General features: G+C 60.3%; 19 protein-coding genes. 14 read left to right on the plus strand and 5 right to left on the minus strand.

The window, feature by feature from the left end:
* The first annotated feature begins 40 nt into the window (after window positions 1–40).
* The 14 genes from ACSQ13_RS19375 to cysG all read left to right on the plus strand — a co-directional run bounded on the left by ACSQ13_RS19375 (window position 41) and on the right by cysG (window position 18,405).
* Window positions 41–1,060: a sugar ABC transporter substrate-binding protein gene (locus ACSQ13_RS19375; RefSeq protein WP_176251275.1), complete on the plus strand. Its 1,020-nt coding sequence runs from the start codon at window positions 41–43 to the stop codon at window positions 1,058–1,060.
* A gap of 129 nt (window positions 1,061–1,189) precedes the next feature.
* Window positions 1,190–2,275: an ABC transporter permease gene (locus ACSQ13_RS19380; protein ID WP_295511628.1), complete on the plus strand. Its 1,086-nt coding sequence runs from the start codon at window positions 1,190–1,192 to the stop codon at window positions 2,273–2,275.
* A gap of 29 nt (window positions 2,276–2,304) precedes the next feature.
* Window positions 2,305–3,066, plus strand: coding sequence for an ATP-binding cassette domain-containing protein (locus ACSQ13_RS19385; protein WP_176251312.1), 762 nt, complete (start codon window positions 2,305–2,307; stop codon window positions 3,064–3,066).
* A 228-nt stretch (window positions 3,067–3,294) separates the two neighbouring features.
* Window positions 3,295–3,879, plus strand: coding sequence for an ANTAR domain-containing response regulator (locus ACSQ13_RS19390; RefSeq protein ID WP_176251277.1), 585 nt, complete (start codon window positions 3,295–3,297; stop codon window positions 3,877–3,879).
* A complete protein-coding gene (locus tag ACSQ13_RS19395) occupies window positions 3,876–5,051 on the plus strand; it encodes an ABC transporter substrate-binding protein (RefSeq protein ID WP_295511625.1) in 1,176 nt (391 codons plus the stop codon). Before ACSQ13_RS19390 ends, ACSQ13_RS19395 begins: the two co-directional genes overlap by 4 nt.
* Before the next feature lie 270 nt (window positions 5,052–5,321).
* On the plus strand, window positions 5,322–6,689 hold the full coding sequence (locus tag ACSQ13_RS19400; protein ID WP_176251279.1) for a CmpA/NrtA family ABC transporter substrate-binding protein: 1,368 nt from the start codon (window positions 5,322–5,324) through the stop codon (window positions 6,687–6,689).
* A gap of 91 nt (window positions 6,690–6,780) precedes the next feature.
* The gene (locus ACSQ13_RS19405; RefSeq protein ID WP_176251280.1) at window positions 6,781–7,863 is read left to right on the plus strand and encodes an ABC transporter permease; all 1,083 of its coding nucleotides are present in this window, start codon (window positions 6,781–6,783) and stop codon (window positions 7,861–7,863) included.
* Window positions 7,864–7,868: 5 nt separating this feature from the next.
* Window positions 7,869–9,572 carry an ABC transporter ATP-binding protein gene (locus ACSQ13_RS19410; RefSeq protein WP_176251281.1) on the plus strand — a complete coding sequence of 568 codons (1,704 nt, stop codon included), beginning with the start codon at window positions 7,869–7,871 and terminating at the stop codon, window positions 9,570–9,572.
* A 68-nt stretch (window positions 9,573–9,640) separates the two neighbouring features.
* Window positions 9,641–10,585: a GAF domain-containing protein gene (locus tag ACSQ13_RS19415; protein WP_295511620.1), complete on the plus strand. Its 945-nt coding sequence runs from the start codon at window positions 9,641–9,643 to the stop codon at window positions 10,583–10,585.
* Window positions 10,586–10,597: 12 nt separating this feature from the next.
* On the plus strand, window positions 10,598–13,042 hold the full coding sequence (gene nirB, locus ACSQ13_RS19420; protein WP_176251283.1) for a nitrite reductase large subunit NirB: 2,445 nt from the start codon (window positions 10,598–10,600) through the stop codon (window positions 13,040–13,042).
* Window positions 13,039–13,371 carry a nitrite reductase small subunit NirD gene (nirD, locus tag ACSQ13_RS19425; protein ID WP_295511618.1) on the plus strand — a complete coding sequence of 111 codons (333 nt, stop codon included), beginning with the start codon at window positions 13,039–13,041 and terminating at the stop codon, window positions 13,369–13,371. The genes nirB and nirD overlap by 4 nt, the downstream gene beginning before the upstream one ends.
* Window positions 13,371–16,001, plus strand: coding sequence for a nitrate reductase (locus ACSQ13_RS19430; RefSeq protein WP_295511682.1), 2,631 nt, complete (start codon window positions 13,371–13,373; stop codon window positions 15,999–16,001). Before nirD ends, ACSQ13_RS19430 begins: the two co-directional genes overlap by 1 nt.
* Window positions 15,998–16,972 carry a glycosyl transferase family protein gene (locus ACSQ13_RS19435; RefSeq protein ID WP_295511616.1) on the plus strand — a complete coding sequence of 325 codons (975 nt, stop codon included), beginning with the start codon at window positions 15,998–16,000 and terminating at the stop codon, window positions 16,970–16,972. The genes ACSQ13_RS19430 and ACSQ13_RS19435 overlap by 4 nt, the downstream gene beginning before the upstream one ends.
* The gene (gene cysG, locus ACSQ13_RS19440; RefSeq protein ID WP_295511613.1) at window positions 16,969–18,405 is read left to right on the plus strand and encodes a siroheme synthase CysG; all 1,437 of its coding nucleotides are present in this window, start codon (window positions 16,969–16,971) and stop codon (window positions 18,403–18,405) included. Before ACSQ13_RS19435 ends, cysG begins: the two co-directional genes overlap by 4 nt.
* A gap of 91 nt (window positions 18,406–18,496) precedes the next feature.
* Here the strand turns inward: cysG and ACSQ13_RS19445 are convergent, their stop codons facing one another.
* The 5 genes from ACSQ13_RS19445 to ACSQ13_RS19465 form a co-directional block, all read right to left on the minus strand.
* Window positions 18,497–21,859 (minus strand): Hint domain-containing protein, encoded by a 3,363-nt coding sequence (locus tag ACSQ13_RS19445; RefSeq protein ID WP_295511610.1) that lies wholly within the window; start codon window positions 21,857–21,859, stop codon window positions 18,497–18,499.
* A 385-nt stretch (window positions 21,860–22,244) separates the two neighbouring features.
* Entirely contained in the window at window positions 22,245–23,672 is a 1,428-nt protein-coding gene (locus tag ACSQ13_RS19450) for a DUF6880 family protein (RefSeq protein WP_176251288.1), read from the minus strand.
* A gap of 63 nt (window positions 23,673–23,735) precedes the next feature.
* Complete coding sequence (locus tag ACSQ13_RS19455) at window positions 23,736–24,683, minus strand: alpha/beta hydrolase (protein WP_176251289.1); 948 nt, start codon at window positions 24,681–24,683, stop codon at window positions 23,736–23,738.
* Window positions 24,684–24,747: 64 nt separating this feature from the next.
* Entirely contained in the window at window positions 24,748–25,740 is a 993-nt protein-coding gene (locus ACSQ13_RS19460; protein WP_295511607.1) for a hypothetical protein, read from the minus strand.
* On the minus strand, window positions 25,737–26,804 hold the full coding sequence (locus ACSQ13_RS19465) for a phosphatase PAP2 family protein (RefSeq protein ID WP_295511604.1): 1,068 nt from the start codon (window positions 26,802–26,804) through the stop codon (window positions 25,737–25,739). The genes ACSQ13_RS19460 and ACSQ13_RS19465 overlap by 4 nt, the downstream gene beginning before the upstream one ends.
* Between the last annotated feature and the right edge of the window lie 34 nt (window positions 26,805–26,838).

Genomic DNA, 26,838 nt, shown 5'->3' on the forward strand with positions numbered 1-26,838 from the left:
GGTGGAGGCCTTGCCATTTAACTGTTCTTGGGAGGACAACATGAAGAAACTTCTAATCGGAACTGCGATTGCTGCCATCACAACCGCGGGCGCTGCCATGGCTGGCAGCCACGGTGTATCTGCGTGCTTGATCACCAAAACCGACACCAACCCGTTTTTCGTTAAAATGCGCGAAGGTGCCGAAGCCGCCGCCGCCGAGGCCGGTATCACCTTGCGCTCCTATGCCGGTAAGGTTGATGGCGACCATGAAACACAGGTTGCGGCAATCGAAACCTGCATCGCCGATGGCGCGTCGGGCATTTTGCTGACGCCATCCGATACGTCTTCCATCGTGGGTGCGGTTTCGCAGGCCCGCGAAGCAGGTCTGTTGGTGATTGCGCTTGATACACCGCTGGACCCGATCGAAGCTGCTGATGCGACATTCGCGACAGACAACTTTCTGGCCGGTGAGCTAATTGGCCAATGGGCTGCTGCACAACTGGGCGACGATGCGGCGAACGCGCGTATCGCGATGCTGGATCTGGCCGTGTCGCAGCCGACTGTCGGCGTGTTGCGCGATCAGGGTTTCTTGCAAGGGTTCGGCATTGATCTGGGTGACCCCAGCAAATGGGGTGACGAAGACGATGCGCGCATCGTTGGCAATGACGTGACCGCCGGCAACGAAGAGGGTGGCCGCAAGGCGATGGAAAACCTGCTTGCCGTCGACCCGACCATCAACGTGGTTTACACCATCAACGAACCTGCCGCCGCAGGGGCCTATGAGGCGCTGCGTTCCATTGGCCGCGAAAAGGACGTGCTGATCGTTTCCGTCGATGGCGGCTGTCCCGGTGTGCAAAATATTGCAGACGGGGTGATTGGGGCGACATCGCAGCAGTACCCGTTGCGCATGGCATCCTTGGGGATCAAGGCCATCGCGGCCTATGCCGCAGATGGCACATTGCCAAAAAACACCGAAGGCAAAGACTTCTTTGACACAGGTGTGGCGCTTGTGACCGACCAGCCAGCCGAGGGCGTCGAAAGCATTTCGGTTGCCGAAGGCAAAGACCTTTGCTGGGGCTAAGCCGCTTGGGTGAATGATATTCTGGGGCGGGTTTTCCCGCCCCATTTTCCAAGCTAGGACATTTCCGGAACTGGGGTACTCTACCCCCAGACCGAGCCAACAAATCATAATTCCAAGGGGGGACGCGCAATGTCAGGCAATGCTGATGACTATGAGGCCGCTATCAAACCGGCAAGTATCGATAGTGTGGCGGCCTTCGCTGAACGCAAAGGCTTTCTGGCACGGCTTCAACATGCCTTGCACGTCAACCCTGCGTTGGTTCCCCTGTTCGTTCTTGTGGCGTCAATTGTCCTGTTCGGGATGTTGCTGGGGTCCAAGTTCTTTTCTCCCTTTGCGCTGACCCTGATCCTGCAACAGGTGCAAATCGTCGGCATCGTTGCTGCGGCACAAAGCCTTGTAATCCTGACCGCCGGGATCGACCTGAGCGTTGGGGCCATTGCGGTTCTGTCCAGCGTGATCATGGGGCAATTTACGTTTCGCTATGGGGTGCCGGTTGAACTTGCCGTGATCCTTGGCCTTGCATTCGGCACGGCGATCGGGGCCGTCAACGGCTGGCTGGTGGCGGTGATGAAACTGCCGCCGTTCATTGTGACCCTTGGCATGTGGCAGATCGTGCTGGCCGCGAATTTCCTGTATTCCGCAAACGAAACCATCCGCAGCCAAGAGATCGAGGCCAATGCGCCCTTGCTGCAATTTCTGGGCTCGACCTTCAAAGTCGGCGCAGACGAAACCGGTCGCGGTGGGGCCACCTTTACCTTTGGTGTGATCGCGATGGCGTTGATCTTTGCGGTGCTGGCCTATGTGCTAAGCCAGACCGCATGGGGGCGGCACATCTATGCTGTGGGCGATGACCCCGAGGCGGCACAGCTGTCCGGCGTAAACGTCAAACGGACGCTGATTTCTGTCTATGCCGTCACCGGGTTTATCTGCGCCATTGCCGGCTGGGCCTTGATCGGGCGCATCGGATCGGTCAGCCCGACATCGGGGCAGTTGTTGAATATCGAAAGCATTACGGCGGTGGTGATCGGGGGCATTTCCCTGTTCGGCGGGCGCGGGTCGATCATGGGGCCGCTGTTCGGGGCGCTGATCGTTGGCGTGTTTACCCTTGGCTTGCGGTTGTCCGGTGCCGATACGCAATGGACCTTCCTTCTTATCGGCGCGCTTATCATTGGTGCTGTCGCTGTGGATCAATGGATCAGAAAGGTGTCGGCATGACTTTGGCAGATAACATCGCAGCAGGCGCGATCGAACCCATCCTCAAGGGGCGTGGTCTGGTCAAACGCTATGGCAAGGTGACCGCGTTGGATCATTGCGACTTTGATCTGTATCCGGGCGAAATTCTGGCCGTGATCGGGGATAACGGGGCTGGTAAATCATCGCTGATCAAGGCCGTGTCGGGCGCGATTGTCCCAGACGAGGGCGATGTGTTTCTTGAGGGCAAAAAGGTCCGGTTCACATCCCCCACGGACGCCCGCAAAGAAGGGATCGAGACGGTCTATCAAACCCTCGCCATGTCGCCAGCCTTGTCGATTGCGGATAACATGTTCATGGGTCGCGAATTGCGCAAACCCGGTTTTCGCGGGAAATTCCTGCGCCAGCTGGATCGCAGCCGGATGGAACAGATCGCCCGTGACAAGCTGTCTGAACTGGGGCTGATGACGATCCAGAACATCAATCAAGCCGTCGAAACCCTGTCGGGCGGCCAACGGCAAGGGGTGGCTGTCGCCCGCGCTGCGGCTTTCGGATCAAAGGTCATTATTCTGGATGAACCGACTGCTGCCCTTGGCGTCAAAGAATCCCGCCGGGTGTTGGAGCTGATCCTTGATGTGCGGTCGCGTGGCATTCCGATCATCCTGATCAGCCACAACATGCCCCATGTTTTCGAAGTCGCCGACCGCATTCACGTGCACCGGCTTGGCAAGCGGCTTTGTGTGATTGACCCCAAAGATTACACCATGTCCGACGCGGTCGCCTTTATGACCGGTGCAAAGGACGCACCTGAATAACGACATCAGCCGATGCGGGGCGGCATCGGGTTCTATGCAAACAGCAATGAGGCGGTCCTTCGGGGCCGCTCTTTGCGTTGGGGGCAGATGCCACCGCAAATCTCCGCCCAATAGAACTGCACAAATATTAGGCGGACCGGGGTAAATTCGAGCGTTCTTTTCATCCGTTAGGCTGCTCCAGTGTCCGGCAACTTGTAGCGTCTTTCGTTTCACCCCAAGGCTATAGCCATGAATCTAAAGCTTACAATTGTTGTCGTAGAAGAAGACCGGGACAGGGCCGTCGCGATTGTTGACGCGCTGACCCAAAGCGGTGATTGCGAGGTCTTCGTGATCGGCACCACCATTGGTCTGGCCCGCAAGATTGCCGCCCATGCCCCTGACGTGGTGTTGATCGACATCGACAACCCGACCCGTGACATGCTCGAGGAATTGACCCTTGCCTCTGGCCCGTTGGAACGGCCTGTGGCGATGTTTGTGTCGGGGGCCGCAGGGTCGCTGGCGCGGGCGGCAGTCGAGGCGGGGGTATCGGCCTATGTGGTCGACGGGCTGACACCCGAGCGGCTGAAACCTGTGATGGACACGGCCATCGCGCGGTTCCAGATGGTCCGGCAAATGCGCAATGAACTGGCCGAAACGCGGCGCGCATTGGAAGAACGCAAAGTCATTGACCGCGCCAAGGGGTTGCTGATGAAGGCCAAGGGGCTGGACGAGGTGCAAGCCTATGCATTGCTGCGCAAGGCGGCGATGGATCAGGGCCGCAGGGTGGCCGACGTCGCCGAAGCCCTGGTCACGGCATCGGGGTTGCTGTCATGAAAACGGTAACCTTGCCCGTCGCCTATATGCCCCTTGTCGATGCCGCCCCGCTGATCATCGCGCAGGAAATGGGCTTCGCCGAAGCCGAGGGGCTGGCCCTTGATCTGATCGCCGCGCCGTCCTGGTCGTCGGTCCGGGATATGCTGGCCGTCGGTCGTGTGGACGCCGCGCATTTGCTGTCACCCGTGCCCGTCGCGATGGCGATGGGGTTGGGGGGCGTGACAACGCCACTTTCGGCGGTATCGGTCATGTCGGTAAATGGCGATGTGATCGGTGTGGGCCGCGAGCTGGAACAGCGGTTGCGCGATATCGGCTACGGTTTCGATTTCGCAGATGCCCTGAAGGCCGCACAGGCCCTTGCTCAGGTCACCAAAGATACATTGGTCTTTGGCGCGCCGTTCCCCTTTTCCATGCATGTTGAATTGCTGCGCTACTGGTTCGAACGGTCCGGCCTGTCGGAAAAACAGATCAAGATACGCACCATCCCGCCGCCCTTGATGGCCGAAGCACTGTCCACGGGCGAGGTTGACGCATTCTGCGTGGGCGAGCCTTGGGGGTCGGTGGCTGTCGATCAAGGGGCAGGGGCGCTGTTGCTGCCCGGCACGGCGATCTGGCGCTTTGCCCCCGAAAAGGTGCTGTCCGTGCGTCAGGACTGGGCGGAAACCGAACCGGAAAAACTGGGCCATCTGATCCGCGCGGTGTGGAAGGCCGGACAATGGCTGTCATTGCCCAAAAGCAAGACGACCGCCGCCGAAATCCTGTCGCGGCCCAGCTATCTTGATGTCTCGTCTGAATTGATTGACCGCGCATTAAGCGGGCATTTCACCATTTCTTCGCGGGCCGAACAGCGCACGGTCGATGATTTCATCGGGTTTCATGCGGGCACCACCAATTTCCCCTGGCGCAGTCAGGCCAAATGGATCGCCCACCGGCTAAGCCTTGAAAACGGTCTTTCATCCTCCGAGGCGCAAAGACTGGGCGGGGCCGTGTTTCGCAGCGATCTGTACCGCAAACACATGATCGGCACAGATGCGGATTTGCCCGGTGCCTCGGAAAAGCTTGAGGGTTCGATTCTTCACATCACGGCGGTCGCGTCCCAAAAAGGCGAGCTGAGCCTGCCCCCCGACACGTTCTTTGATGGCCAGATTTTTGACCCAGACGAAGCGCACTGATTAATTTCTGTGCAGTTTTTCCCGGCCCGGCCGCGATTTTTAAAATTATTGCCGCATTGCAGCGAATTCTTTTGATCTCAGCAAGGGCATCATCACAAACTTGAGTATCGGGACACAATGGCGTGCCCTGATACGAAATTCTCCCAATGATCGGGATTTCCGAGCAAGGCCGCTCGCTGTTGACCAGTTCTCTGGAGAATAGCGTATGCGGTCTTTTTGCGTTTTTTGATGCCAGCCTCCCCAGCATCGAAGCTACCGAAAGGATTGAAAATGAAAAGTTTTATTCTAGGTTTTGCGATTTCTGCAACCTTGGCCACCACGGCATCGGCCCAACTGCTGGAGCTGGAAAAAGACGAACTGACCTTCGGCTTTATCAAGCTGACAGACATGGCCCCCTTGGCTGTTGCCTACGAGCAGGGCTATTTTCTTGACGAAGGTTTGTTTGTCACGCTCGAAGCGCAGGCGAACTGGAAGGTGCTGTTGGACGGCGTTATCGACGGCCAGTTGGACGGCGCGCATATGCTGGCAGGGCAACCTTTGGCCGCGACCATCGGCTATGGCACCAAGGCCCATATCATCACGCCCTTTTCGATGGATCTGAACGGAAACGGCATCACCGTATCGAACGAGGTCTGGGACCTGATGCGCCCGCATATCGCGTCGATGGAGGACGGCCGCCCCGTTCACCCGATCAGCGCCTCGGCTTTGGCCCCGGTGGTGGATCAGTTCCGTGCCGAAGGAAAGCCGTTCAACATGGGGATGGTTTTCCCCGTCTCGACCCATAACTATGAATTGCGCTATTGGCTGGCCGCTGGCGGGTTGGAGCCGGGATATTACAGCCCCGACAACGTATCGGGCCAGATCGCCGCTGATGTGTTCTTGTCCGTGACCCCCCCGCCGCAAATGCCCGCCACGCTCGAGGCCGGAACGATCAACGGCTATTGCGTGGGCGAGCCGTGGAACCAGCAAGCGGTGTTCAAGGGCATCGGCGTTCCGGTCATCACCGATTACCAGCTGTGGAAGAACAACCCCGAAAAAGTCTTTGGGATGAACGCCGATTTTGCCGAACAATATCCGAACACCACAATCGCCGTGACCAAGGCGCTGATCCGCGCGGCAATGTGGCTGGATGAAAACGACAACGCCAACCGCGCCGAGGCGGTATCGATCCTGAGCCGTCCTGAATATGTGGGGGCGGATGAAGAAGTGATCGCAAACTCGATGACCGGCTTTTTCGAATTCGAAAAAGGCGACCGCCGCGACATCCCCGACTTTAACGTGTTCTTCCGCCACAATGCGACCTACCCGTTCTATTCGGACGCCGTGTGGTATCTGACGCAGATGCGCCGCTGGGGCCAGATCGCCGAACCGCAAACCGATGCGTGGTATGACGAAACCGCCCGCAGCGTGTACCGCCCCGACATCTACCTCAAGGCCGCCCGCCTGCTGGTCGACGATGCCTTGGCTAACGAGGCGGATTTCCCCTGGGAAAGTGACGGCTACAAGGCCCCGACACCTGCCGAAGATATCATCGACGGCATTGTCTATGACGGTCGCACGCCAAACGCATATCTCGAAAGCCTGCCCATCGGCCTGAAAGGCGACCAAGTGGTCGTTGGCAGCGAAGTCAAAGGCTGATGACCCGATCGGGGCGGTCATCTGCACCGCCCCGTACCTTCAATCCTAACTCTGAAATAACCCGCACCACCGCACCCGAACGGAGACACCCATGACAACCGTCGACCCAGAATTCACCCGCGATCAAGCACGGTCCGCACGAAAGGCCCGCCTTTTCACCCGGATCGGTCAGGCCGACAAATGGTTTCAGGTTTTGGGCCTTGGCTGGATAACCCCTCTGCTCAAGGCCGCCGCCGGCGATAACCCCAAGGCACAGCTGGGCGAAATCTGGCGGCTGTTGGGTGTGCCTTTGCTTGCGATTGCCGCGTTCTTGCTGATGTGGGCCACGCTTGCCCCCACCGTGCAAACGTCACTGGGGGCGATCCCCGGGCCTGGGCAGGTCTGGTCCGAAGCGGTCAATCTGCATCAGGACGCCGCCGCGAAATCCGCCAAAGAGGCGCAGTTCATGGAACGCCTTGACCTGCGCAACCAGCGTCTGATTGATGCGGGCCGCGGTGACGAGGTAAAATCCATCGCCTATACCGGCGCGCCCAGCTATTACGACCAGATCGGGACGTCGGTGCTGACCGTGTTCTTCGGTTTTCTGGTTGCTTCGGCTGTGGCCATCCCTTTGGGCATCGCGGCCGGTCTGTCGGCAACGGCAAACGCCGCGTTGAACCCGTTGATCCAGATTTTCAAACCCGTCTCGCCGCTGGCGTGGCTGCCGATTGTGACCATGGTGGTCAGCGCGGTCTACACCACCAACGACGGGATGTTTTCCAAGTCGTTCCTTGTGTCGGCGATCACCGTGACCCTGTGTTCGCTGTGGCCGACATTGATCAACACATCGCTGGGTGTCGCATCCATCGACAAGGATCTGGTCAATGTGTCCAAGGTTTTGAAGATGAACACCTGGACCAAGATCACCAAGCTGGTTCTGCCCTCGGCGCTGCCATTGATCTTTACCGGATTGCGTCTGTCGCTGGGCGTGGGCTGGATGGTGCTGATTGCCGCAGAAATGCTGGCCCAGAACCCCGGCCTTGGCAAATTCGTCTGGGATGAATTCCAAAACGGCAGCTCGTCCAGCCTGGCCAAGATTATGGTGGCGGTTCTGACAATCGGCATCATCGGCTTCTTGTTGGACCGGGTCATGTTCGCCCTGCAATCGCTCTTTACCTTCACGAATAACCGGTGATCGACATGGATATTCTCAGCTTCAAAAATGTCTCGAAACAGCACGGCCAAGGGACCCATACGACCCATGTGCTCAAGGATATCGACCTGACGGTGAAAGAAGGCGAGTTTCTGGTGATCCTCGGGTTTTCGGGAACCGGCAAGACAACGCTGATCAACCTGATGGCGGGGCTGGACCAGCCGACCAGCGGCAGCGTCACCTTCAAGGGCAAGCCGATCACCGGCCCCGGCCCGGAGCGCGGCGTGATTTTCCAAAGCTATTCGCTGATGCCGTGGCTTACGGTCAGCGGCAATGTCGGGCTGGCGGTGGATACGGTTTTCCCGAACCTGTCGCGGGCGCAAAAGGCTGAAAAGGTCGCGCATTATGTGGGCATGGTTGGCCTGACCGCAGCAGCGGCGCGCCGTCCGGCCGAACTGTCCGGCGGGATGCGCCAGCGGGTGAACGTTGCGCGTGCCTTGGCGATGAACCCCGAAATGTTGCTGCTGGATGAACCGTTGTCAGCGCTGGATGCGCTGACCCGCGCCAATCTCGCGGACGAAATCGAACATATCTGGGAAGCCGACAAAAAGACCTGTGTGCTGATCACCAATGACGTGGACGAGGCGATCATCCTTGCCGACCGGATCATTGCGCTGAACCCCGATGGCACGCTGGGCGCGGAATTTGCGGTCACGATCGACCGCCCGCGTGACCGGATCGCGATGAACAGCAACGACGACTTTAAGGCCCTGCGCGCGGATGTGACCAAATACCTGATGGATGTGGGCATTGAATCCCGCGTCGAAGGCACCCGCCTTTTGCCTGGCATCACGCCCATTCACGGGATGTCCGCCCCGGTCGAGGATGTGCCCGACGTGGTCGCAAGCGCCCAAAAAGGGTTGATCGACGAACGCTTTATCGATTTCTCGCAACTGCACAAAGTTTACCCCACGCCCAAGGGTCCGCTGACCGTGGTCGAAAATTTCGACCTCAAGGTTGATCGCGGCGAATTCATTTCCCTGATCGGCCATTCGGGCTGTGGCAAATCCACCGTGCTGACAATGGCCGCAGGTCTGAACGAGATTTCCAAAGGCGCGATCAAGCTGGATGGCCGTCACGTCGAAGGGGCAGACCCCGAACGCGCGGTGGTCTTCCAGTCGCCCAACCTGTTTCCCTGGCTGACCGCCAAGGAAAACGTCGCCATCGGTGTCGACAAGGTCTATCCCCGTGCATCGCGGGCCGAACGTCAGGATGTGGTTGAATATTATCTTGAACGTGTCGGGTTGGGCGATGCGATGGATAAAACCGCGTCTGACCTGTCAAACGGCATGAAACAACGCGTCGGCATTGCCCGTGCCTTTGCCCTGTCGCCGAAACTGCTGCTGCTGGACGAACCCTTTGGGATGCTTGACAGCCTGACCCGCTGGGAACTGCAAGAAGTGCTGATGGAGGTGTGGTCGCGCACCAAAGTGACCGCGATTTGCGTCACCCATGACGTGGACGAGGCGATTTTGCTGGCCGACCGCGTGGTGATGATGACCAACGGGCCGCAGGCGACCATCGGGCGGATCGTGAATGTCGATCTGCCGCGCCCGCGCACCCGCAAGGCGTTGCTCGAGCATCCCGATTATTACCGCTACCGCCAGCAGGTTCTTGATTTTCTTGAGGAATATGAACACGGCGCAAAGCCCGCTGCGAAAACGACCAGCAAGGCTATCGCGGCAGAGTAGCGCCGCTGACCCCCATGTTGCCAACCGAAACCCAAGGCGCGCCATGCGCCCCACAGGAGAAGCCCTAAATGGACGGCATTCCCGAACCGCAAATTGATACGTTTATTCAGGTGGCCGAAGTCTGGATTCCGAAAGACGGCGTGCTTGTCTATGCCGGCGGCGATTACAACGGGCTCGACAGCTTTGAGGCGGCATCGCGCCAAAGCCAGTTCGCCAAGGGCGAGGGGCTGCCCGGCAGAGCCTGGGCCGAAGCGCGGCCGGTGGTTCTTCGGGCCTTTGACGGCAGCTATTTCAAGCGCACGCAAGCCGCCCGTGATGCGGGGCTGACATCTGCCGTGGCGGTGCCGGTCTTTGACGGGGAAACCCTTAAGGCGGTGCTGGTGGTTTTATGTTCCAGCGACGCTGCCCGCATCGGTGCGATCGAGGTCTGGACCGATGACAAAGACGGTTTGCTGATGCTGGATGACGGGTATTACGGCGCGGCCGAGGAATTCGAATTCGTTTCGCAGCACACGTATTTCCCCAAAGGGCAGGGCCTTCCGGGCGGTGTCTGGGCGGCCAAGGCACCGATTTTGATGCGCGATCTGGGTTCCGGCTACAAGTTCATCCGCGCCTCAGCGGCGGGCAAGGCGGGGCTGACCACGGGGCTTGGTTTGCCGGTGCCTGTACCGGGGATGCGGACCTATGTGCTGGCGCTGCTGTCGGCGCTTGGCACCCCGATTGCACGCCGGTTCGAGATTTGGGCCACACCCAAAGGCCAAGCCGGCAAGGCCCAGTTGATTGACGGGATTTGCGAACGCGAGGGGGCGCTGTGGCGCGACAATGGCGACGGTGTCCATGACGAGGCCCCGACCGCGACCGCCTGGAAGGGTGTCGTGGGGCAAGTGTTGGGCTCGGGCCTGCCCGTGGTCGCGCGCAGCACGGCGGGGCTGCCTGCCGGTTACACCACCTTTATCGGCCTGCCGATTTATCAAAATGGCGCGCTGTCTCACATCGTCGCCTGCTATAACTAAAGGACCAGAACCATGAGCAAGAAAAAACTTGTTGTGATCGGGGCGGGCATGGCGTCTGGCCGGGCACTGGAACATCTCTTCGAGGCCGAACCGGGCGTTTGGGACGTGACCCTGTTCAACGCGGAACCCCGCGGGAACTACAACCGCATCATGCTGTCGCCGGTTCTGTCGGGCGAAAAATCCTATGGCGAAATCGTGATCCATGATGATGCCTGGTATGCCGAGAATGACGTGACCTGCCGTTTCGGCGAAAAGGTGGTCAGCATCGACCGCGCTGCGCAAATCGTGACCGGTGAAAACGGTGCGGTGCCGTATGACAAGCTGCTGATCGCAACGGGGTCTGCACCGTTTATCATTCCCTTGCCGGGCCATGATCTGGACGGGGTTATCGCGTATCGCGATCTCGAAGACACCAACCGGATGATTGACGCCGGTGCCACGCCGGGTGCGCGCGCCGTGGTGATCGGTGGCGGTCTTTTGGGCCTTGAGGCGGCAGCGGGTCTGCGCCTTCGCGGCATGGACGTGACCGTGATCCACATCATGGGCCACCTGATGGAACGGCAACTGGACGAGGCGGCAGGATATCTTCTGCGCCGCGAGCTTGAAGGGCGCGGGATCAAGGTGATGGTGTCGACCAACTCTCAGGAAATCCTGGGCAAAGGCGGCAAGGTCAGCGCCTTGCGGCTGGATGACGGGACGGAACTGCCCTGTGATCTGCTGGTGATGGCCGTGGGCATCCGCCCGAATGTGGCACTGGCCAAGGACAGCGGTCTGGCGGTGGGTCGCGGTATTCATGTGGATGACCAGATGGTGACCTCTGACGAAAATATTCTTTCTGTCGGTGAATGTATCGAACATAACGGCGCGGTGTTCGGTCTGGTTGCCCCGCTTTACGATCAGGCCAAAGTGGTCGCCAAAACCCTGACCGGCGAAGCCGCGCAATTCGTCGCCAAGGAAATCTCGACCAAGCTGAAGGTCACCGGGTGTGATCTGTTCAGCGCGGGTGATTTTGCCGATGGCGAAGGGCGCGAGGATATCGTGTTCCGCGACCCCGCGCGCGGCCAGTACAAACGTCTGGTGATCCAGAACGACCGTCTGATCGGGGCCGTGCTTTATGGTGATACGGCGGATGGCAACTGGTTCTTTGGCCTGATCAAGGACGGCACCGATATCGCGGATATGCGCGAAACGCTGATCTTTGGACCGGCCTATCAGGGGGGTGCCGCGTCGGACCCGCTCTCAGCCGTTGCAGCCTTGCCGGATGATGCAGAAATCTGCGGCTGCAACGGCGTTTGTAAGGGAACAATCGTTTCGGCAATTCAGGGCGGTGCGGCCGATCTGCCATCGCTCAAATCGGCCACCAAGGCCAGCGCGTCTTGCGGGACATGCACGGGGCTGGTCGAACAACTGCTCGAGGTGACGCTGGGCGATGCCTATGCCGCGCCCGCGTCGCTGCCGATCTGTGGCTGCTGCGATCTGACCCACGAAGACGTGCGGCGGCTGATCAAATCCAAGCCGCTGAAAAGCCAACCGGCGGTCTGGCAGGAACTGGGATGGAAAACTCCGAACGGCTGTCACGTCTGCCGCCCGGCGGTCAATTTCTATCTGCTGGCCGACTGGCCGCTGGAATATCGCGATGATCCGCAGTCGCGTTTTGTCAACGAACGCAAACACGCCAACATCCAGAAAGACGGCACATTTTCCGTCGTGCCGCGCATGTGGGGCGGGATCACCAATGCGGGCGAATTGCGCGCAATTGCTGATGCCGCCGACAAATACAACGTGCCCACGGTCAAGGTGACGGGCGGCCAGCGGATTGACCTTTTGGGCGTCAAAGGGTCGGATCTGCCCGCGATCTGGGCTGATCTGAACAAGGCGGGGCTGGTCTCGGGCCACGCCTATTCCAAGGGGCTGCGCACGGTCAAAACCTGTGTCGGCACCGATCACTGCCGCTTTGGCACGCAGGATTCCACGGGTTTGGGCATCAAGTTGGAACAAATCCTCTGGGGGTCGTGGACGCCGCATAAGGTCAAGCTGGCCGTGTCCGGTTGCCCGCGCAATTGCGCCGAAGCGACCTGCAAGGATGTGGGCATCATCTGCGTCGACAGCGGTTATCAGATCAGCGTTGGCGGTGCTGCGGGCATGGACCTGAAAGAAACCGAACGTCTGACCGATGCGGCAACCGAAGCCGAAGCGATTGAACTGACCACGGCCTTTGTGCAGCTGTACCGCGAGAATGCAAAATATCTGGACCGCCCCTATAAATGGGTGGCCAAGGTCGGGCTGGACTGGGTCAAGGCGCGGGTCGTCGATGATCTGGCCGAACGCGCCCGTCTTGTTGCTGCATTCGAGCTATCCCAAACCATCTATCGCAACGACCCCTGGGCAGAACATGTCAGCCAGCAGGCCGACAGATACGCGCCCCTTGCAGACCTGACATTGGAGGCAGCAGAATGAGCTGGACTGATATTGGCCATATCGAAGACGTGCCCTTGCGCGGGGCAAGATTGTTGAAAACCGCGCTTGGCTGCATTGCCGTATTCCGCACGGATGCGTCCGAGGTCTTCGCAACATCAAACACCTGCCCGCACAAGGGCGGCCCCTTGGCAGACGGTATTGTGCACGGTCAAAGCGTGACCTGCCCGCTGCACAATTGGGTGTTCGACCTAAACACCGGCAAGGCCCAAGGCGCGGATGTGGGGCAAATCGCCACCTATCCGGTGCGGGTCCAGAACGGGCGGATCGAGATCGACGCTGCAACGCTGAAACAGCAGAGCGCTGCGTGATGGACGGCGCGGGTCTGCCCGAGACGCGGTCGACTTGCCCCTATTGCGGGGTGGGCTGCGGTGTGTTGCTGCGCGCTGACGGGCAGGGCGGGCTGACGGTGCGGGGCGACCCGGATCATCCGGCAAACTTTGGCCGGCTGTGTTCCAAAGGCTCCGCATTGGGTGAAACGGTGGGGCAGGCAGGGCGTCTGCTGGCCCCGCACATCAACGGCAAGCCCGCCGATTGGGACAGCGCATTGCAACTGGTCGCTGACCGTTTTCGCGACACGATCCGCGACCACGGCCCCGACAGCGTGGCATTCTATGTGTCGGGCCAATTGCTGACCGAAGATTACTATGTCGCCAACAAGCTGATGAAAGGTTTCATCGGGTCCGCCAATATCGACACCAATTCGCGCCTGTGCATGGCGTCTTCGGTTGCAGGGCACCGCCGCGCCTTTGGCACAGACACGGTGCCTGGCACCTACGAGGATCTGGACGAAGCGGATTTGGTCGTGCTGGTCGGGTCCAACCTTGCCTGGTGCCATCCGGTGTTGCACCAGCGTGTGCTGGCCGCGAAAAAATCGCGCGGCACCAAGATCATCGTCGTCGATCCGCGCCGTACCGCCAGTTGCGACAGCGCCGATCTGCATCTGCCCCTTGCACCGGGCAGTGATGTGGCACTGTTCAACCAGTTGCTGGTCGCGGCCCAAAAGGCCGGCGCGCTTGACCCCGCCATGATCGCGCGCAGCAACGGGTTTGACGAAGCGCTGCACGCCGCCACGGCCGGTGATGTCTCTGTCACCGGGCTGGACCCTGCGTTGATCGACCAGTTTTGTGCAATGTGGCTGGGCCACGAAAAGGTCGTCACGGTCTTTAGCCAAGGGGTCAACCAATCCTCAAGCGGGACCGACAAGGTCAACGCGATCCTGAACTGCCATCTGGCAACGGGTCGCATCGGCACTAAGGGCTGCGGGCCGCTGTCGGTGACGGGCCAGCCCAATGCGATGGGTGGCCGCGAGGTCGGTGGCCTTGCCAATATGCTGGCCTGCCATCTGGATCTGGAAAACGCCGACCACCGTGCGGCCGTGCGCGGCTTTTGGGATGCGCCGCATATGCCGGATGCCCCCGGTTTGAAAGCTGTCGACATGTTTCGCGCCGTGGCCGATGGCACGATCAAGGCGATCTGGATCATCCACACCAACCCCGCCGTTTCCATGCCCGATGCCAAGGCCGTGCGCGACACGATTGCTGGCTGTCCCTTTACCGTGGTCAGCGACATAACCCAGGCCACAGACACCGCGCGGCTTGCCGATGTGCTGCTGCCTGCCACTGCATGGGCTGAAAAAGACGGCACCGTTACCAATTCGGACCGCACGATCAGCCGCCAACGTGCGGTGCTGGACGCACCCGGCGAGGCCCGCCCGGACTGGGCCATTCTGGCGCAGGTCGCGCAGCGGATGGGCTGGAAAACCGCGTTTGACTACACTACCCCGGCCGAGATTTTTCGCGAATTTGCGGCGCTGTCCGGTGTCGCTGGTAAATTCGGGCGCGACTTTGATATCTCGGGCCTGTCGGATTTGACCGACGCCGAATTCGCGGCGTTTGACCCCACACGCTGGCCCGTCACCGCGACACGGCAGGGGGGGCGGTTCTTTGCGGACGGGCAGTTCTACCATCCCGATGGCAAGGCGCGGCTGGTGCCGGTGACCCATCGCCCACCTGTTGCCCGCACCGGCCCGCGCTATCCGTTCCGGCTGAACACCGGGCGGGTGCGCGACCAGTGGCACACCATGACCCGCACCGGCCTAAGCCCGCGTTTGTCGGCGCATATGGCGGAACCGTTTTTGGAAATTCACCCCGATGACGCGGCAACGCTTGGCGTGGTGCCCGCCGATCTTGTGGCCGTCACCGCCCCCCAAGGCAGCGCCATCCTGCGTGCACGGATCACCGATACGGTGCAGCCGGGGCAGGTGTTTGCCCCCATTCACTGGACTGGCGAAACCGCGCCCTCGGCCCGGATTGACGATCTGGTCGCAGGGGTCACAGACCCGGTTTCAGGCCAGCCGGAAAGCAAGGCTGCCGTGGTCGCGGTGCAACGGTTCAAGGCGCGCTGGTACGGGTTCGCGGTCTCGCGCGCTCCGATCAAACCTGATCTGCCCTATTGGGCGCTGGCGACAACGGCGGCAGGATACCGTGCCGATCTGGCTGGCTCCGAACCGGTGGGGGATTGGGCCGACTATGCGACCACACTTTTCGGCATTCACGATTGCGAAATATCGTCGATCATTGACATGTCGCGGGGCATGGCGCGTGTCGCCTTGATGAAAGACGGAAGGGTCGAGGCGGCGCTATTCGTGTCGCCCGAACCGGTCGCGGTGATGCGCGATTATCTGGCGACGGTGCCGGGCATGGATGTGCCCGACGTGCTGATCGGCCGCCCTGCTGCCGACATGCCCAACCCCGGCCCGATGCTGTGTTCGTGTTTCGGGGTGGGGGTAAACACCATCGTCCAGGCGATCGAGGAACAGGGGCTTATCACTGTCGACGCCGTCGGCGCTGCCTTGCAGGCCGGAACCAACTGCGGATCGTGCCGCCCCGAAATTGCGGCCCTGATTGGCAAGCTTAACCTGCGCGAGGCGGCGGAATGAGCTTGGCCGAATATGTGCGCATTCTGGGGCGGGGGCCGGGGCGGTCGCGGTCTTTGACGCTTGAGGAAGCCACCGGTGCCATGCGCCTGATGTTGGACGGCACCGCCGCACCCGAGGCGATTGGTGCGCTGTTGATGCTGCTGCGGATGAAGGGCGAGACAGCGCAGGAAATCGCAGGTTTTGCGCAGGCCGCCCAAGGGGTTTTGCCCCCCATCAGCAGTGTCGATCTGGATTGGCCCAGCTATGCCGCAGGGCGGACGCGGGGGCTGCCGTGGTTTCTTTTGTCGGCGCGGCTGGTTGCGCAGGCAGGGCACGGGGTGCTGTTGCACGGCTGGAACGGCAGCGATCCGGCGGTGCGCACGGGCTTGCAGGACGCGGGGATCGACCGCGCCGAAACGATCGCGGAGGCGGAGACGACCCTGCGTCGCGATGGCATCGCATATCTGCCGTTGGAAAATTTTCACCCCGCCCTGTTTGCATTGCTGAACTTGCGCGATGTGCTGGGGCTTCGGTCCTGTATCAACACGGTGTGCCGGATGCTGAACCCTGCGGGTGCCAGCGCCAGCGTGCAGGGTGTTTTCCACCCCTCATACCGCCTGCTGCAAAGCGATGCGGCCCAAGTCATGGGCTTGCAATCGCTTTGCGTGATCAAGGGCGGCGGTGGTGAATTTGAACGCCATCCGGGCAAGGCCGTGACCGTTTTTGGCGTCCAGAATGGTGTCGCCTTCGAAAGCCCGTCAGCCGCAGTTCTGGACGGTCACACGCGGCTGGGTGACGGGCCGGATGCCGCGACGACACTGGCGGGGCTGTGGTCCGGCGATCAGGCCGATCCCTTTGCCCAAGGGGTCGTGACCGGCACCGCAGCTTTGGCGCTGGCTGCGTTGGGATACCCGGACGCCGGGGCCAAAGCAGACGCGCTTTGGGCCGACCGCGCAGCACCACGCACCACACAAAAGGAGACAGCCGCATGAAAAGCTTTCCGATGTTTATCCGCACCACCGGACGCCGTGTTGTTATCGCAGGCGGCGGCGAACAGGCCGCGCAGAAATCCCGGTTGATCCTGAAAACCGATGCGCAGATCGTCTTGGCCGCGCCGTCGCTGGATGCCGAGCTTTCTGCACTGGTCGCCCAGAACCGCGCGGTTCATCACGCGGGCACGATTACCCCGGCGTTGTTTGACGGTGCTGCGATGGCGTTTATTGCCACCGGTTCACCCGCCGCTGATGCCTGCCTGCACCGCTTGGCGCAGATCGCGCGATGCCCCGTCAATGTGGTCGATCAACCCGACCTGTGCGAGATCACCACCCCGTCGATCGTGGACCGCGATCCGGTTGTTGTGGCCATCGGGACCGAAGGCACAGCACCGGTTCTGGCACGTCAGATCAAAACGCAGGTCGAACAGATGTTGCCTGTCAACATCGGCGGGTTGGCCGCTTTGGCGGGGCGTTTGCGGGGGGCCGTGTCGGCCCGCGTAGCCCATGCGCAGCGGCGGGCGTTCTGGGCTTGGGTGTTCTCGGATACGCCGCGGATGACCTGGGTACGGGGCGGTGAACGCGAAGCGGCCGAAACCATCAAAAGCGCTATCGCTTCTGGCGGTCGGCCGCAGGGTGACACCGCGGGGTCCATCGCACTGGTTGGTGCAGGCCCCGGTGCGCGTGATCTGCTGACCCTGCGCGCGGTGCAACGGCTGCAAGAGGCTGATGTGATCTTTTATGACAGGCTGGTCGAACCCGAGGTTCTGGAACTGGCCCGCCGCGATGCGGAGCGGGTGTTTGTCGGAAAACATGTGGGTGCCCACGCCTGGCCCCAAGACCGGATCAATGATGTCATCGTCGCAGAGGCCCGCAAGGGCCGCCGTGTGGTGCGCTTGAAATCCGGCGATCCGGGTATTTTCGGCCGCGCCGGAGAGGAACTGGACAGTGCCCGCAAGGCAGGCATCGCCATCGAGATCGTTCCCGGTGTGACTGCGGCCTCGGCTGCGGGGGCCGCAATGGGGCAAAGCCTGACCGAAAGGGGCATATCCGATACGCTTGTTTTGGCAACCGGAACCGGCAGCGCCCAAGACCCGCTGCCCGATTGCACCCGCTTTGCCGGGCCGGGCACAACCACCGCGCTTTATATGTCTGTGCGTCAGGCCGACCGTATCAGCGCCGCATTGCAAGCGCGCGGATTGCCCGCAGATACGATCGTGCAGGTGGCTGTCGATGTGTCCAAACCGACGCAGGCCTTTCATTCGGCACCGGTCAGCGATCTGGCCGCTCTTGTAACTGACACAGGTATTTCGGGCTGCGCGATCTTGTTGGTGACCTGGCCCATGACGCTCGAACGCAATGCCCCGGTCCCCTTGGTGCAACCGGTTGCATCATTGCGCGGGGCGCAAACTGCGCTGGTTGCGACAGCGTGACAGCGTGACAGGCCATGCGACATCACATGAGGGGCGGCCCAACTGTCAGTGAATTCAGGACAGGTGGGGGTTTGCGGGCAGGGCTGAACCCTTAACCGGCAGAGGCCAGATGGATGGGCGCATTGATCAACGCCTTGCGTCCGAAACCGGACTGCACCAATTCGGCGCTGGCTTGGATCAGCTTCGCAGAGGGTATCTTGATCTGGGCAGGTTTTGGCGTGGGCACGATGTTATGCGCCGCCAGCAACGCGCTTCGACCGATAAATTTACGCGCGGTTTGGCCATAGACGTCGACGACCTGCGCGCGGGTGACAGCCCCCCTGCCAAGACCCGGCAAGACCTTTGAAAAAGCCTTGCGATCATGCCGCTGCATGGCTTTCAACGCCATCGGTCCGGGGAAGAAGCTTTCGGAGGGGACGTTTTCGGCAAAGATCACCTGATGGCTTTCAAACATGAGGTGAATATAGGTCACCTGCTTTTTGCCATGGGCAATCCGCACACCGCGCGTACATTCGGCCAGATGCTTGGCACGCGCGAAATGGTCGTCGTTGCGGCCGGTCAGAATGCCATGCTGCTGGGACACGATAAAGTTCCGCTCGGCCCCGAATACGCCGCGGCGGATCACAACAGGGCGCAGATGCTCGTGTTGCTCAAGCGCGGCAGCATCATAGCTGCGGCGGTTGATCCAGCGAATGCGCTGCGGGCCGTTGTCCATTGTCGTGACCAGATCGCCGACCTTAAGGTCCTGCACCAGCACATCGCCGGATGGCGTGCGAATGGCGGCACCCTCGCCAAAGCAGATGACGCCGGTGTTATCGGTGGTCAGACCCGAAGCGGAGACGCCGAAGAATTCAAGCGAACCGCCTGCGAATTGCGTTTTTCCGGTGTAATCGGTGGTCGCGAAATTCGACTGGTTGAGGATGCCATCGTCGGCAAAGTCAGCCCGCAGATCAAAGATGTTGCCGTAGTAGGTGCCCAGATCGATGAAATCATTGTTGGTCTCGATACCGTCGTTCAGCGCACCGGTGTTGCCGGTGTTGAAATCGGTGATCTGGTCGTTGCCGCCGGAATAGACAAAGGTGTCGTCGCCAGCACCACCGGTCAGGACGTCATTGCCGGTACCGCCATCCAGCGTATCGTTGCCGTCGCCGCCCAGCAGCGTATCGTTGCCGATGCCACCCGACAGGCTGTCATTGCCGATGCCACCCGCCAGCGAATCCGCGCCATCGCCGCCCAGCAATGTATCGTTGCCGTCGCCGCCCAGCAGCGTATCGTTGCCAGTGCCGCCGTCCAGTGAATCGTTGCCGCCGCCCGCATCAATGTAATCGTCGCCGCCGCCACCGAACAAGACGTTGTCGAAATTGCCAGTGGCGGTGATGACGTTGTTGCCTGCATCACCAATGACACTGGCCGAGCTGTCAACGAGGGAAACATTTTCAAAGTTCAGCAGGGTACCACGGCTTTGGCCGAGATATTCAAGCTGGTTGTTCTCAAGGTTGATGGTCGCGGCACCCAGCCCGCTGCCAGCCACATAGGTATCCGTACCCGAGCCACCATCAATAACCGACCCGACATCGCCTGCCGTTGGAAGGGTATTGCGGATGATCGTGTCATCGCCGCTGCCGGCGTTGATGTTATAAACGCCGGACCCTACGGTAATCGTATCGCTGCCGCCGCCGGTATCAAGGGTGACACCACCTGCCAACGCGTTCACGGTATCGGCAGAGCTGGTCAGAACCGTATTTTCGATCTGGCTAAAGCTCAGAGAGTTGGCACCATTGGTCACGGTGCCGGCTTCTGCACCGCTATAGTTCAGGGTGACGCCGCTGCTCAACGTGCTGAAGGTCAGGGTATCGGTATCGGTCCCGCCTTCGCCGCCGGTAATAACATCGGTGCCATAGCTGTTTTCCATGACAAAGCGGTCGGCACCGTCACCGCCCGACATGGTATCGTTGCCAGTGCCACCCTTGATGGTATCGTTTCCGGTACCGCCGCTGATGCTGTCATTGCCCGTTCCACCGGTCAGTGAATCGTTACCGGCCTCGCCTAAGATGGTGTCATTGCCGTCGCCACCATCGATGGTGTCATTGCCAATGCCGTTATTCTTGATCGTGGTAAATTGCAGGTCGCCAACGTTTATCGCATGGTTCGCATCACCCGGATCGATGTTGTTATAATCGATTTCAATCCGCGCGACGGGGCCGGCGATTTCGACCTGAAGAAAGCCGGTCTTTGAATCTGTGAGGCCCTCACCAGCGCCGGTCGTTACCGCCCGACCTGTCGCGTCATTGACGGAAATGGTGCTTGAATCACCAGCCGTCAGATCGACTGGAATGAGGTTATTGTTGGCGTCATAGGCCCGAATGAAAACTTCGTCTTTGAATCCGGCCGCCTGGTCAAGATCGAAGATTCCGAAGCTGACGTTGGCCACTTCGTTTGACACAGTGGAGTTCAACGACGAGAAATTGACCCTCATCGTTACCGAGTTAACATCGGACCCCGGCGCGCCGCCTTGCAGGCGAATGGATGAAGAGTCGTTTGCACTGTTATAGTTATAAAGCGGGTCGGTCCGCTCCATCGTGGCAGAATTAAAGTTCTGCTCTTGCTGGATGGTCATGGCGACGCGAATGTCGCCGGACGCAGCATTTCCTGTGATGCCGCCAGTTATACTGGTGCCGTCGCTGATACCCTGGTTCGCCCAGGAATAGGTTGTTTGCGTCCCTAACGAGGAATCGCCGCGAATGACGTCATTGCCGCTGCCGCCATTGATGACGTCACTGCCTGCGCCACCCAGAACAGTATCGTTGCCGCCGCCCGCGTTGACAGTGTCGTTGCCTGAACCGGCGTTGATTGCATTCGCGTTTTGGTCGATCCCGTCTGCCTGAGTATCGACATAGGTTTCGGTCATGTTGTCGTTGCCGGTCGTGCCATCGACCCAGCCGTCGGGCTGGACATAATTGCCGTCAACGCGGCTACCGGAGAAGTTCGAGGTGTCCGTTACAACGCTGTTGATCTGGATCGACTCCAGAGGACCGGCTTCCAACGCCGCCTGATAGGAATTCGAGGTCGGGGCTGGTGCGAGATACAGATTGCCGTTGGTGTCTTGAATGATAATCGCAGTGACAACGACAGGCGGCAGCCCGTTGGCATAGGTAATCGTCGCTGTATAGCTGACGATCGTATCAAATATCTGGTCCGCGCCGTCATCGATCCGGAAACTGTCGGGCTGCTGAAAAAACCCGAGAGAGTTGTCAGAGCTGTAGACCTCGGCCGCATCATTGCCATAGCCAGTGCTGCCGGGGGACAGTTCCTGAAGGTCATCATACAGCGGATCGGTCGCGGAGCCGAAAGTCTGGTTAACAAGGGCACCTGCGTTCTCAGCGGTGTTGTTTCCTTCGGTAGGGTCCAGCGACGCAAAGTTGCCTAGGTAGAATACACCAAAAGTATCAGCCATTTCAGTTCACCCCCTGCGATGTAAACTGCGGGCATGATGTCAGCGCGGGCATACCGTCAAAATCCGCAAAAATCGGGCTGTGCTCGTGGCGTGCCAAACAGGTATTATAATCCGACATCATCAGGTGCTCGATCTCACTGCTCTACGTCTTGCTGGGGCTGCTCAGCGCCCCGGGGTCTGGTGTTTATCAAGCAATCAAAAGATTACTCGACCGCTAATTCAGGTAAGTATCGACGAAATGAGGCCGGAATTGGGCGAGAAACAGAAACATTGTGGCGGCGGGTTCTGTGACGTTTCTAGAAAAAGTGGCGCGGCGCGTTGATCGCGACGGGGGCGGTCATGTGGCACCGTGCTGTCCGATTTCAGGCAAACGACAGCGCTGATCCTAAAATACGCGTGTCCAGAAAGATGTTTTTTGTTTATATTGTCTCTGTAGGGCATCCAGATAGGCCTGATGGGACGGAAACGTACCATAGTCGGCGATATCTTGGTCTGCCGCAGCGCAATCCATCAGATGGTCGGCGATATGCCCGTAACGTGCGCTTTGGCCATACCACAGGACGTAATCAATCATCGCGCGCCAGGCCAGCACAGCCGCCAAAGGATATCTGCCGCGCAAGGCATCGGCAGCAGCTGTCAGGGTTTCTGTCTGGTCACCGTCCATCGTATTGGCCCGCTCTTCGATCAAACGCGCGGCCATCGCAATGTCCGGCCACGCCAGAAAGAACCGCAGCGCGGCCATCGGGTCCTCAACCGTCAAGGCATGGGCTTTTGCGGCATCTTCCGCGTCGATGTCATCAAAGTCGGGTAGCACCTTGAGGTAGTCCCGCAGCATCTGGGGCGCGAGCGTTTCGCAAAACCGTTCCCAGCGGTGGTGTTGCGCGTCCGCTAGGCGGTCCAGTGCCAACAGGCTGGTGATATAGGCCGTATCCCAATCCGCCACGGCTGCGTCATGTGGCTCTGGGGGGGCGGCCTCCAGCCGGTCCAGCGCGTCTTGGGGGCGACCTGCGTCAAGCAGCAGTTTGGCGACCTCGGCCGCGATGCGCGGGCGGGCCAGATCATGTTTGGTGTATTGCGCGATGAAGGTGTCGGTATCACCCTGCGCTGTCGCGATGTCTTGCAGGCTGGCTTTGATCAGGCGGGCCTTTCGCGTGGCAGCCGGAGAACCGCGGGTGCCCCGCAAGTCGCGCAAAAACTGCAAGGCAGCGTGGTCTTCGCCTTCGTTCAGTGGCCGGTCCTTGTGGGCCAGCACAAGCGTCTTGAGATGGGCCAGCCCGTCAGCCCCCATCGCAGGGGCAAGCAAGCCGATGATGCCGTCAAATTCCCCATAATCGTTCGCCTGCACCGCGTCCCAGACCCGGCGCGCCAGATCAATCGGGTCCAGCACCGCATTGGGGGCGATGTCGGCGAAATGGGTGCGGGCGGTATGAAACACCTCTGCGATCTCGCCGCGGCTGTCGTCCGTGCGCTCGAACACCGACGGGGCAAGTTCGATGAACTGCCACAGCAGTTCAAATGCTTCTGTCGGGGCATCGGGGGCGATCTTGGCGGTTATCATCTCGGCCTGGGTGCCGAGGTCTTTGACCAACGCCTTGCGCTTGCGCCATCCGACAAAGCTTTTTGACCGCCGGATCGACACCAGACGCTTGCGCACGTCCCGCGCCAGTTCCTCGGGGCCAAGGTTGTGGCTTAGTTCCAGACGCAGGCGGCGTTTGATGTCGGCACTGCCGGTGCTGACCTCGATCAACAGCTCGGCCAGACGGTCCGCGCCCAGTGCCTCCAGATTTGCTTTGTTCAGGGTCTTTTTCGACATCCCCTGTTTTCGCACCAGTACCGGCAGAAGAAAAGGGCACCCGTAAGGGCCGGTCTGCCAAACCTACTTTGGTTTCACCAAAGCCAGATTGCCCTTGTCCGTCGGTTCGCGCGTCGGGATCGCGGCGCGGTCCAACCGACCAGAGATGGTATGGAAAACGTCCAGCATGAATATCCGGTCGTCAAAATACCAGATATGGCCGGAACAGATGTCTTTTGTCGGGACGTTTTGGTCGTAATGGCGGCCACAATAGACATTAACGGATTTTTCATGGCGGGGCTGGTCCATACCGTGACGCCCTGCGCGGGGGGCCACGCCGATGCGTTTCACCGCCGAGATCGACAGAACATCATCGAAGGGATTGTAGTAATTGGTCAGCCGCACGCAATGCCGGTACAGCGACGAGGATTTGGGATTGCCCGCATTCAATGAACTGACCGATATATCTGCCCCGACCAGCATGATCTGGCTGACGGCCCAGCTTTTGCCAGCAATGCGCGCGCGGTCATCTGCGTCATCGAATGCTTCGCGGACCACATAAGACCCCATCGAATGCGCCAGAATATGCATGTCGATCCGGCAATCGGGGCTTTGCAGGGCTGAAAACGTGGCAACCCCGTCCTTGACCAGCCGGAAGGCCGACAGCTTTGCATCCATACGGTCTTCGAGGTAGTTCAACGCCGACGATGCACTGGGCCAGTCAAAACTGACCACAGCGCCCTTGAACCCGTGCCACTCAAGACCCTTTTTCAGCTTTCGATGCCGCTCCAGCACCTTGGCTTGCGAATTGTTGTAGCCATGAACATAGAACAGGATATCGCCTTCGGTATTGGGGTTTGGCGTTCCGCCCTTTGCTTTGGCCAAGATGGCGCGGGTCCAGTCGGCTTTGCTGATCCGGTGTGAATAAAGCATGTCGGTTGATGTTTCGGGTATGGCCAGAAAATGGCTGGCAGAGGGTTCATTGCTGAACCCGTCACCCTTCTTGCCGCGTGCAACAAAGACATAGTCCATGGGGGTCGTCCTTGGTTTCTTGGTTTCTTGGATTAACGGAGGTCAGATACCGCATTGCTGCGGGTCACGAGGTTGTTGGCAGCGCTGTCGCCGGTTGATCGTCGCGGCCTGGTCCGGGTACCAGATATTCCCAACAATATGCGTTCACATGGGTCGCCGAGAGGATCCCGTTGCCACGGCCCGCCGATCCGACGGGGGCTGCATCGCCAAGGGCGCGCGCGGCGAATTCGGTTCCCCAACTGTTGCGAAAGGTAAACCAGCCGCCCAAGGGCTCGGCCGCATCCGGAATGAAACCGGTCAGGCAAATCACATGCCCGTCGTCGCGCGGCCCCTCAAGGGCGGGGGCATCTGCATCATCGGGGCAATGCACGCGTCCTTGGGCCAAGACCGACGGCAACGTCCAGTTGGTCAGCCCGCTGGGATGCAAAAACAGCGGAATGCCGATCACCACCGGATAGCCATCCTTGAGATAGTTCAGCAGCGTCAGCGCGATTTCGTCACCCGACGAAAAGAAAACGGTGCGCGGGTCGTCGCCGTCTTTGGGGTGGCCGACCCTGCCGTAGCTCAGGCAGGTAAACCGTTGCGTATCCGCTGCCGCCTCAAGGTCAGCCGCAGCGCGCGGACCGCTGGGGCCAATGCCATGTGCCGCGGGGCGGTAGGGCTGTTTGTCGGCGTCCAGCACACCGCGGTTTTCGATCACCTGCCACGCCTGCCGCAGCAGCGATCCGCCTTCGGGCATCGTATCAATTTCGGCAAGCGCCAGCGGAAATTGCGACAACATCTGTTCGTGCAAGAACTGTTCGGACAAACGTTCGGGGGGCATATCCATTTCGCGGGCGCGTAACAGTTCGATGGCGGCAATCGTGCCAAAGGCCACACAGGTGCCCCGCCCGAACTGGTCGCGTGTCGGCCACAGATAGCGCCACGGCTCGTCCAGCGAGATCGGGCCGTCAACCTCGAGCCGCAGCGGGGCCGCGCGGGTGATCTTGGTGCCAAGGTCTGCTTGGTAGGCGTTCTTGTCCGGAACGACAGCGCCAAAGGATGGGCGAATGCTCATACCGTTTCCTCCGTCTTGGGGGTGTTTGTTGAGCCCTGAAAGCTGTTCGCGTAGGAAATGCCGTTCAGGTAGGGCAGGTTGCGCATGGCGCTGTGGCCGGTGACATGCCATTCGGACCGGGCCTCGGCCAGAAGCGCCTGCATCGTATCAAGATTGCGCAGATACGATGTGTCCAGCCAGCGGGCGATCTTGCGCCCCGCGTCCGTGTCCTGCGAGAAATGCAGCCCGCCGATCTCGCGGTTTTCGGCCAGTCTGAACGCCATCGAATTGATCGCGTCGCTATAACAATGTTTCAATGAATCCGGCAGCAAGCGCACCAGCAACAACGCCACCAGTTCGTTTTGCAACGCGTGATTTGATGGATAGGACGGATGATTGGGCGTGGGCACGACCGTCATCAGGGTCGGCAACAGATGCGCAGGGCGGGCGCGGGCAAAGAAGTCTTTGAAATACATCCCGACCATCTGCCCCACGGTATAGGCGCAGGCGATCACGGCCATGGTGGCCGGCTTGCTGGCGCTGTCGATTGACAAAAGCGTGGTCCAGTAATCGGCAGGGCGGTCTGCTTGCCATGCGATTTCCGCCATCCGCGCGCCGTTGCGTTGGGTGTCGCGCTTTTCCAGCAGGGCGGCGATTTCGGCCTCGGCGCTGCCCACGTGATCCAGCGGGGCAGGTGCCAGACTAAAGCCGTCGCTATGTTCCCACCGCTCGAGCGGGACGGTGCCGGCGGGGTTGGTATCGCGCCAACCGCTGCTGCCGAATTCGCCCAGCACCAATTGCGCGCGCAGATCGGGTGACCAGGATGCGGTCGGGAAATTCAGCCCCGTGGGCAGGCAGGCCACGTCAATGTCTTCAAGTGCGACGACACCGTCAAAAGGCAGAACCCCCGCAGTGCTGCCGATCCCTTCAGCGGGGACGGAAAACCCTGCGCTGCCGCCGTTTGATCCGCCGTTCGACCCGCCATTGGACCCACCGTTTGATCCGCCGTTGGACCCTCCATTCGATCCGCCGTTGGAGCCACCATTGCTGCCCCCGTTGCTGCCACCATTCATAAAGCCAAACAATTGCCGTCCCCCTTTTTCGCGTGGATGCGTTAAG

Origin of the sequence: Sulfitobacter sp. SH22 (assembly GCF_965641905.1) — a bacterium.
Lineage (GTDB): Bacteria > Pseudomonadota > Alphaproteobacteria > Rhodobacterales > Rhodobacteraceae > Sulfitobacter.

Excerpts from the sequence above, each read along its gene's own strand:
- ACSQ13_RS19375 (WP_176251275.1), top strand. The coding sequence starts at position 41 with ATGAAGAAACTTCTAATCGGAACTGCGATTGCTGCCATCACAACCGCG.
- ACSQ13_RS19380 (WP_295511628.1), top strand. The coding sequence starts at position 1,190 with ATGTCAGGCAATGCTGATGACTATGAGGCCGCTATCAAACCGGCAAGT.
- ACSQ13_RS19390 (WP_176251277.1), top strand. The coding sequence starts at position 3,295 with ATGAATCTAAAGCTTACAATTGTTGTCGTAGAAGAAGACCGGGACAGG.
- ACSQ13_RS19395 (WP_295511625.1), top strand. The coding sequence starts at position 3,876 with ATGAAAACGGTAACCTTGCCCGTCGCCTATATGCCCCTTGTCGATGCC.
- ACSQ13_RS19400 (WP_176251279.1), top strand. The coding sequence starts at position 5,322 with ATGAAAAGTTTTATTCTAGGTTTTGCGATTTCTGCAACCTTGGCCACC.
- ACSQ13_RS19405 (WP_176251280.1), top strand. The coding sequence starts at position 6,781 with ATGACAACCGTCGACCCAGAATTCACCCGCGATCAAGCACGGTCCGCA.
- ACSQ13_RS19410 (WP_176251281.1), top strand. The coding sequence starts at position 7,869 with ATGGATATTCTCAGCTTCAAAAATGTCTCGAAACAGCACGGCCAAGGG.
- ACSQ13_RS19415 (WP_295511620.1), top strand. The coding sequence starts at position 9,641 with ATGGACGGCATTCCCGAACCGCAAATTGATACGTTTATTCAGGTGGCC.
- nirB (WP_176251283.1), top strand. The coding sequence starts at position 10,598 with ATGAGCAAGAAAAAACTTGTTGTGATCGGGGCGGGCATGGCGTCTGGC.
- nirD (WP_295511618.1), top strand. The coding sequence starts at position 13,039 with ATGAGCTGGACTGATATTGGCCATATCGAAGACGTGCCCTTGCGCGGG.
- ACSQ13_RS19430 (WP_295511682.1), top strand. The coding sequence starts at position 13,371 with ATGGACGGCGCGGGTCTGCCCGAGACGCGGTCGACTTGCCCCTATTGC.
- ACSQ13_RS19435 (WP_295511616.1), top strand. The coding sequence starts at position 15,998 with ATGAGCTTGGCCGAATATGTGCGCATTCTGGGGCGGGGGCCGGGGCGG.
- cysG (WP_295511613.1), top strand. The coding sequence starts at position 16,969 with ATGAAAAGCTTTCCGATGTTTATCCGCACCACCGGACGCCGTGTTGTT.
- ACSQ13_RS19445 (WP_295511610.1), bottom strand. The coding sequence starts at position 21,859 with ATGGCTGATACTTTTGGTGTATTCTACCTAGGCAACTTTGCGTCGCTG.
- ACSQ13_RS19450 (WP_176251288.1), bottom strand. The coding sequence starts at position 23,672 with ATGTCGAAAAAGACCCTGAACAAAGCAAATCTGGAGGCACTGGGCGCG.
- ACSQ13_RS19455 (WP_176251289.1), bottom strand. The coding sequence starts at position 24,683 with ATGGACTATGTCTTTGTTGCACGCGGCAAGAAGGGTGACGGGTTCAGC.
- ACSQ13_RS19460 (WP_295511607.1), bottom strand. The coding sequence starts at position 25,740 with ATGAGCATTCGCCCATCCTTTGGCGCTGTCGTTCCGGACAAGAACGCC.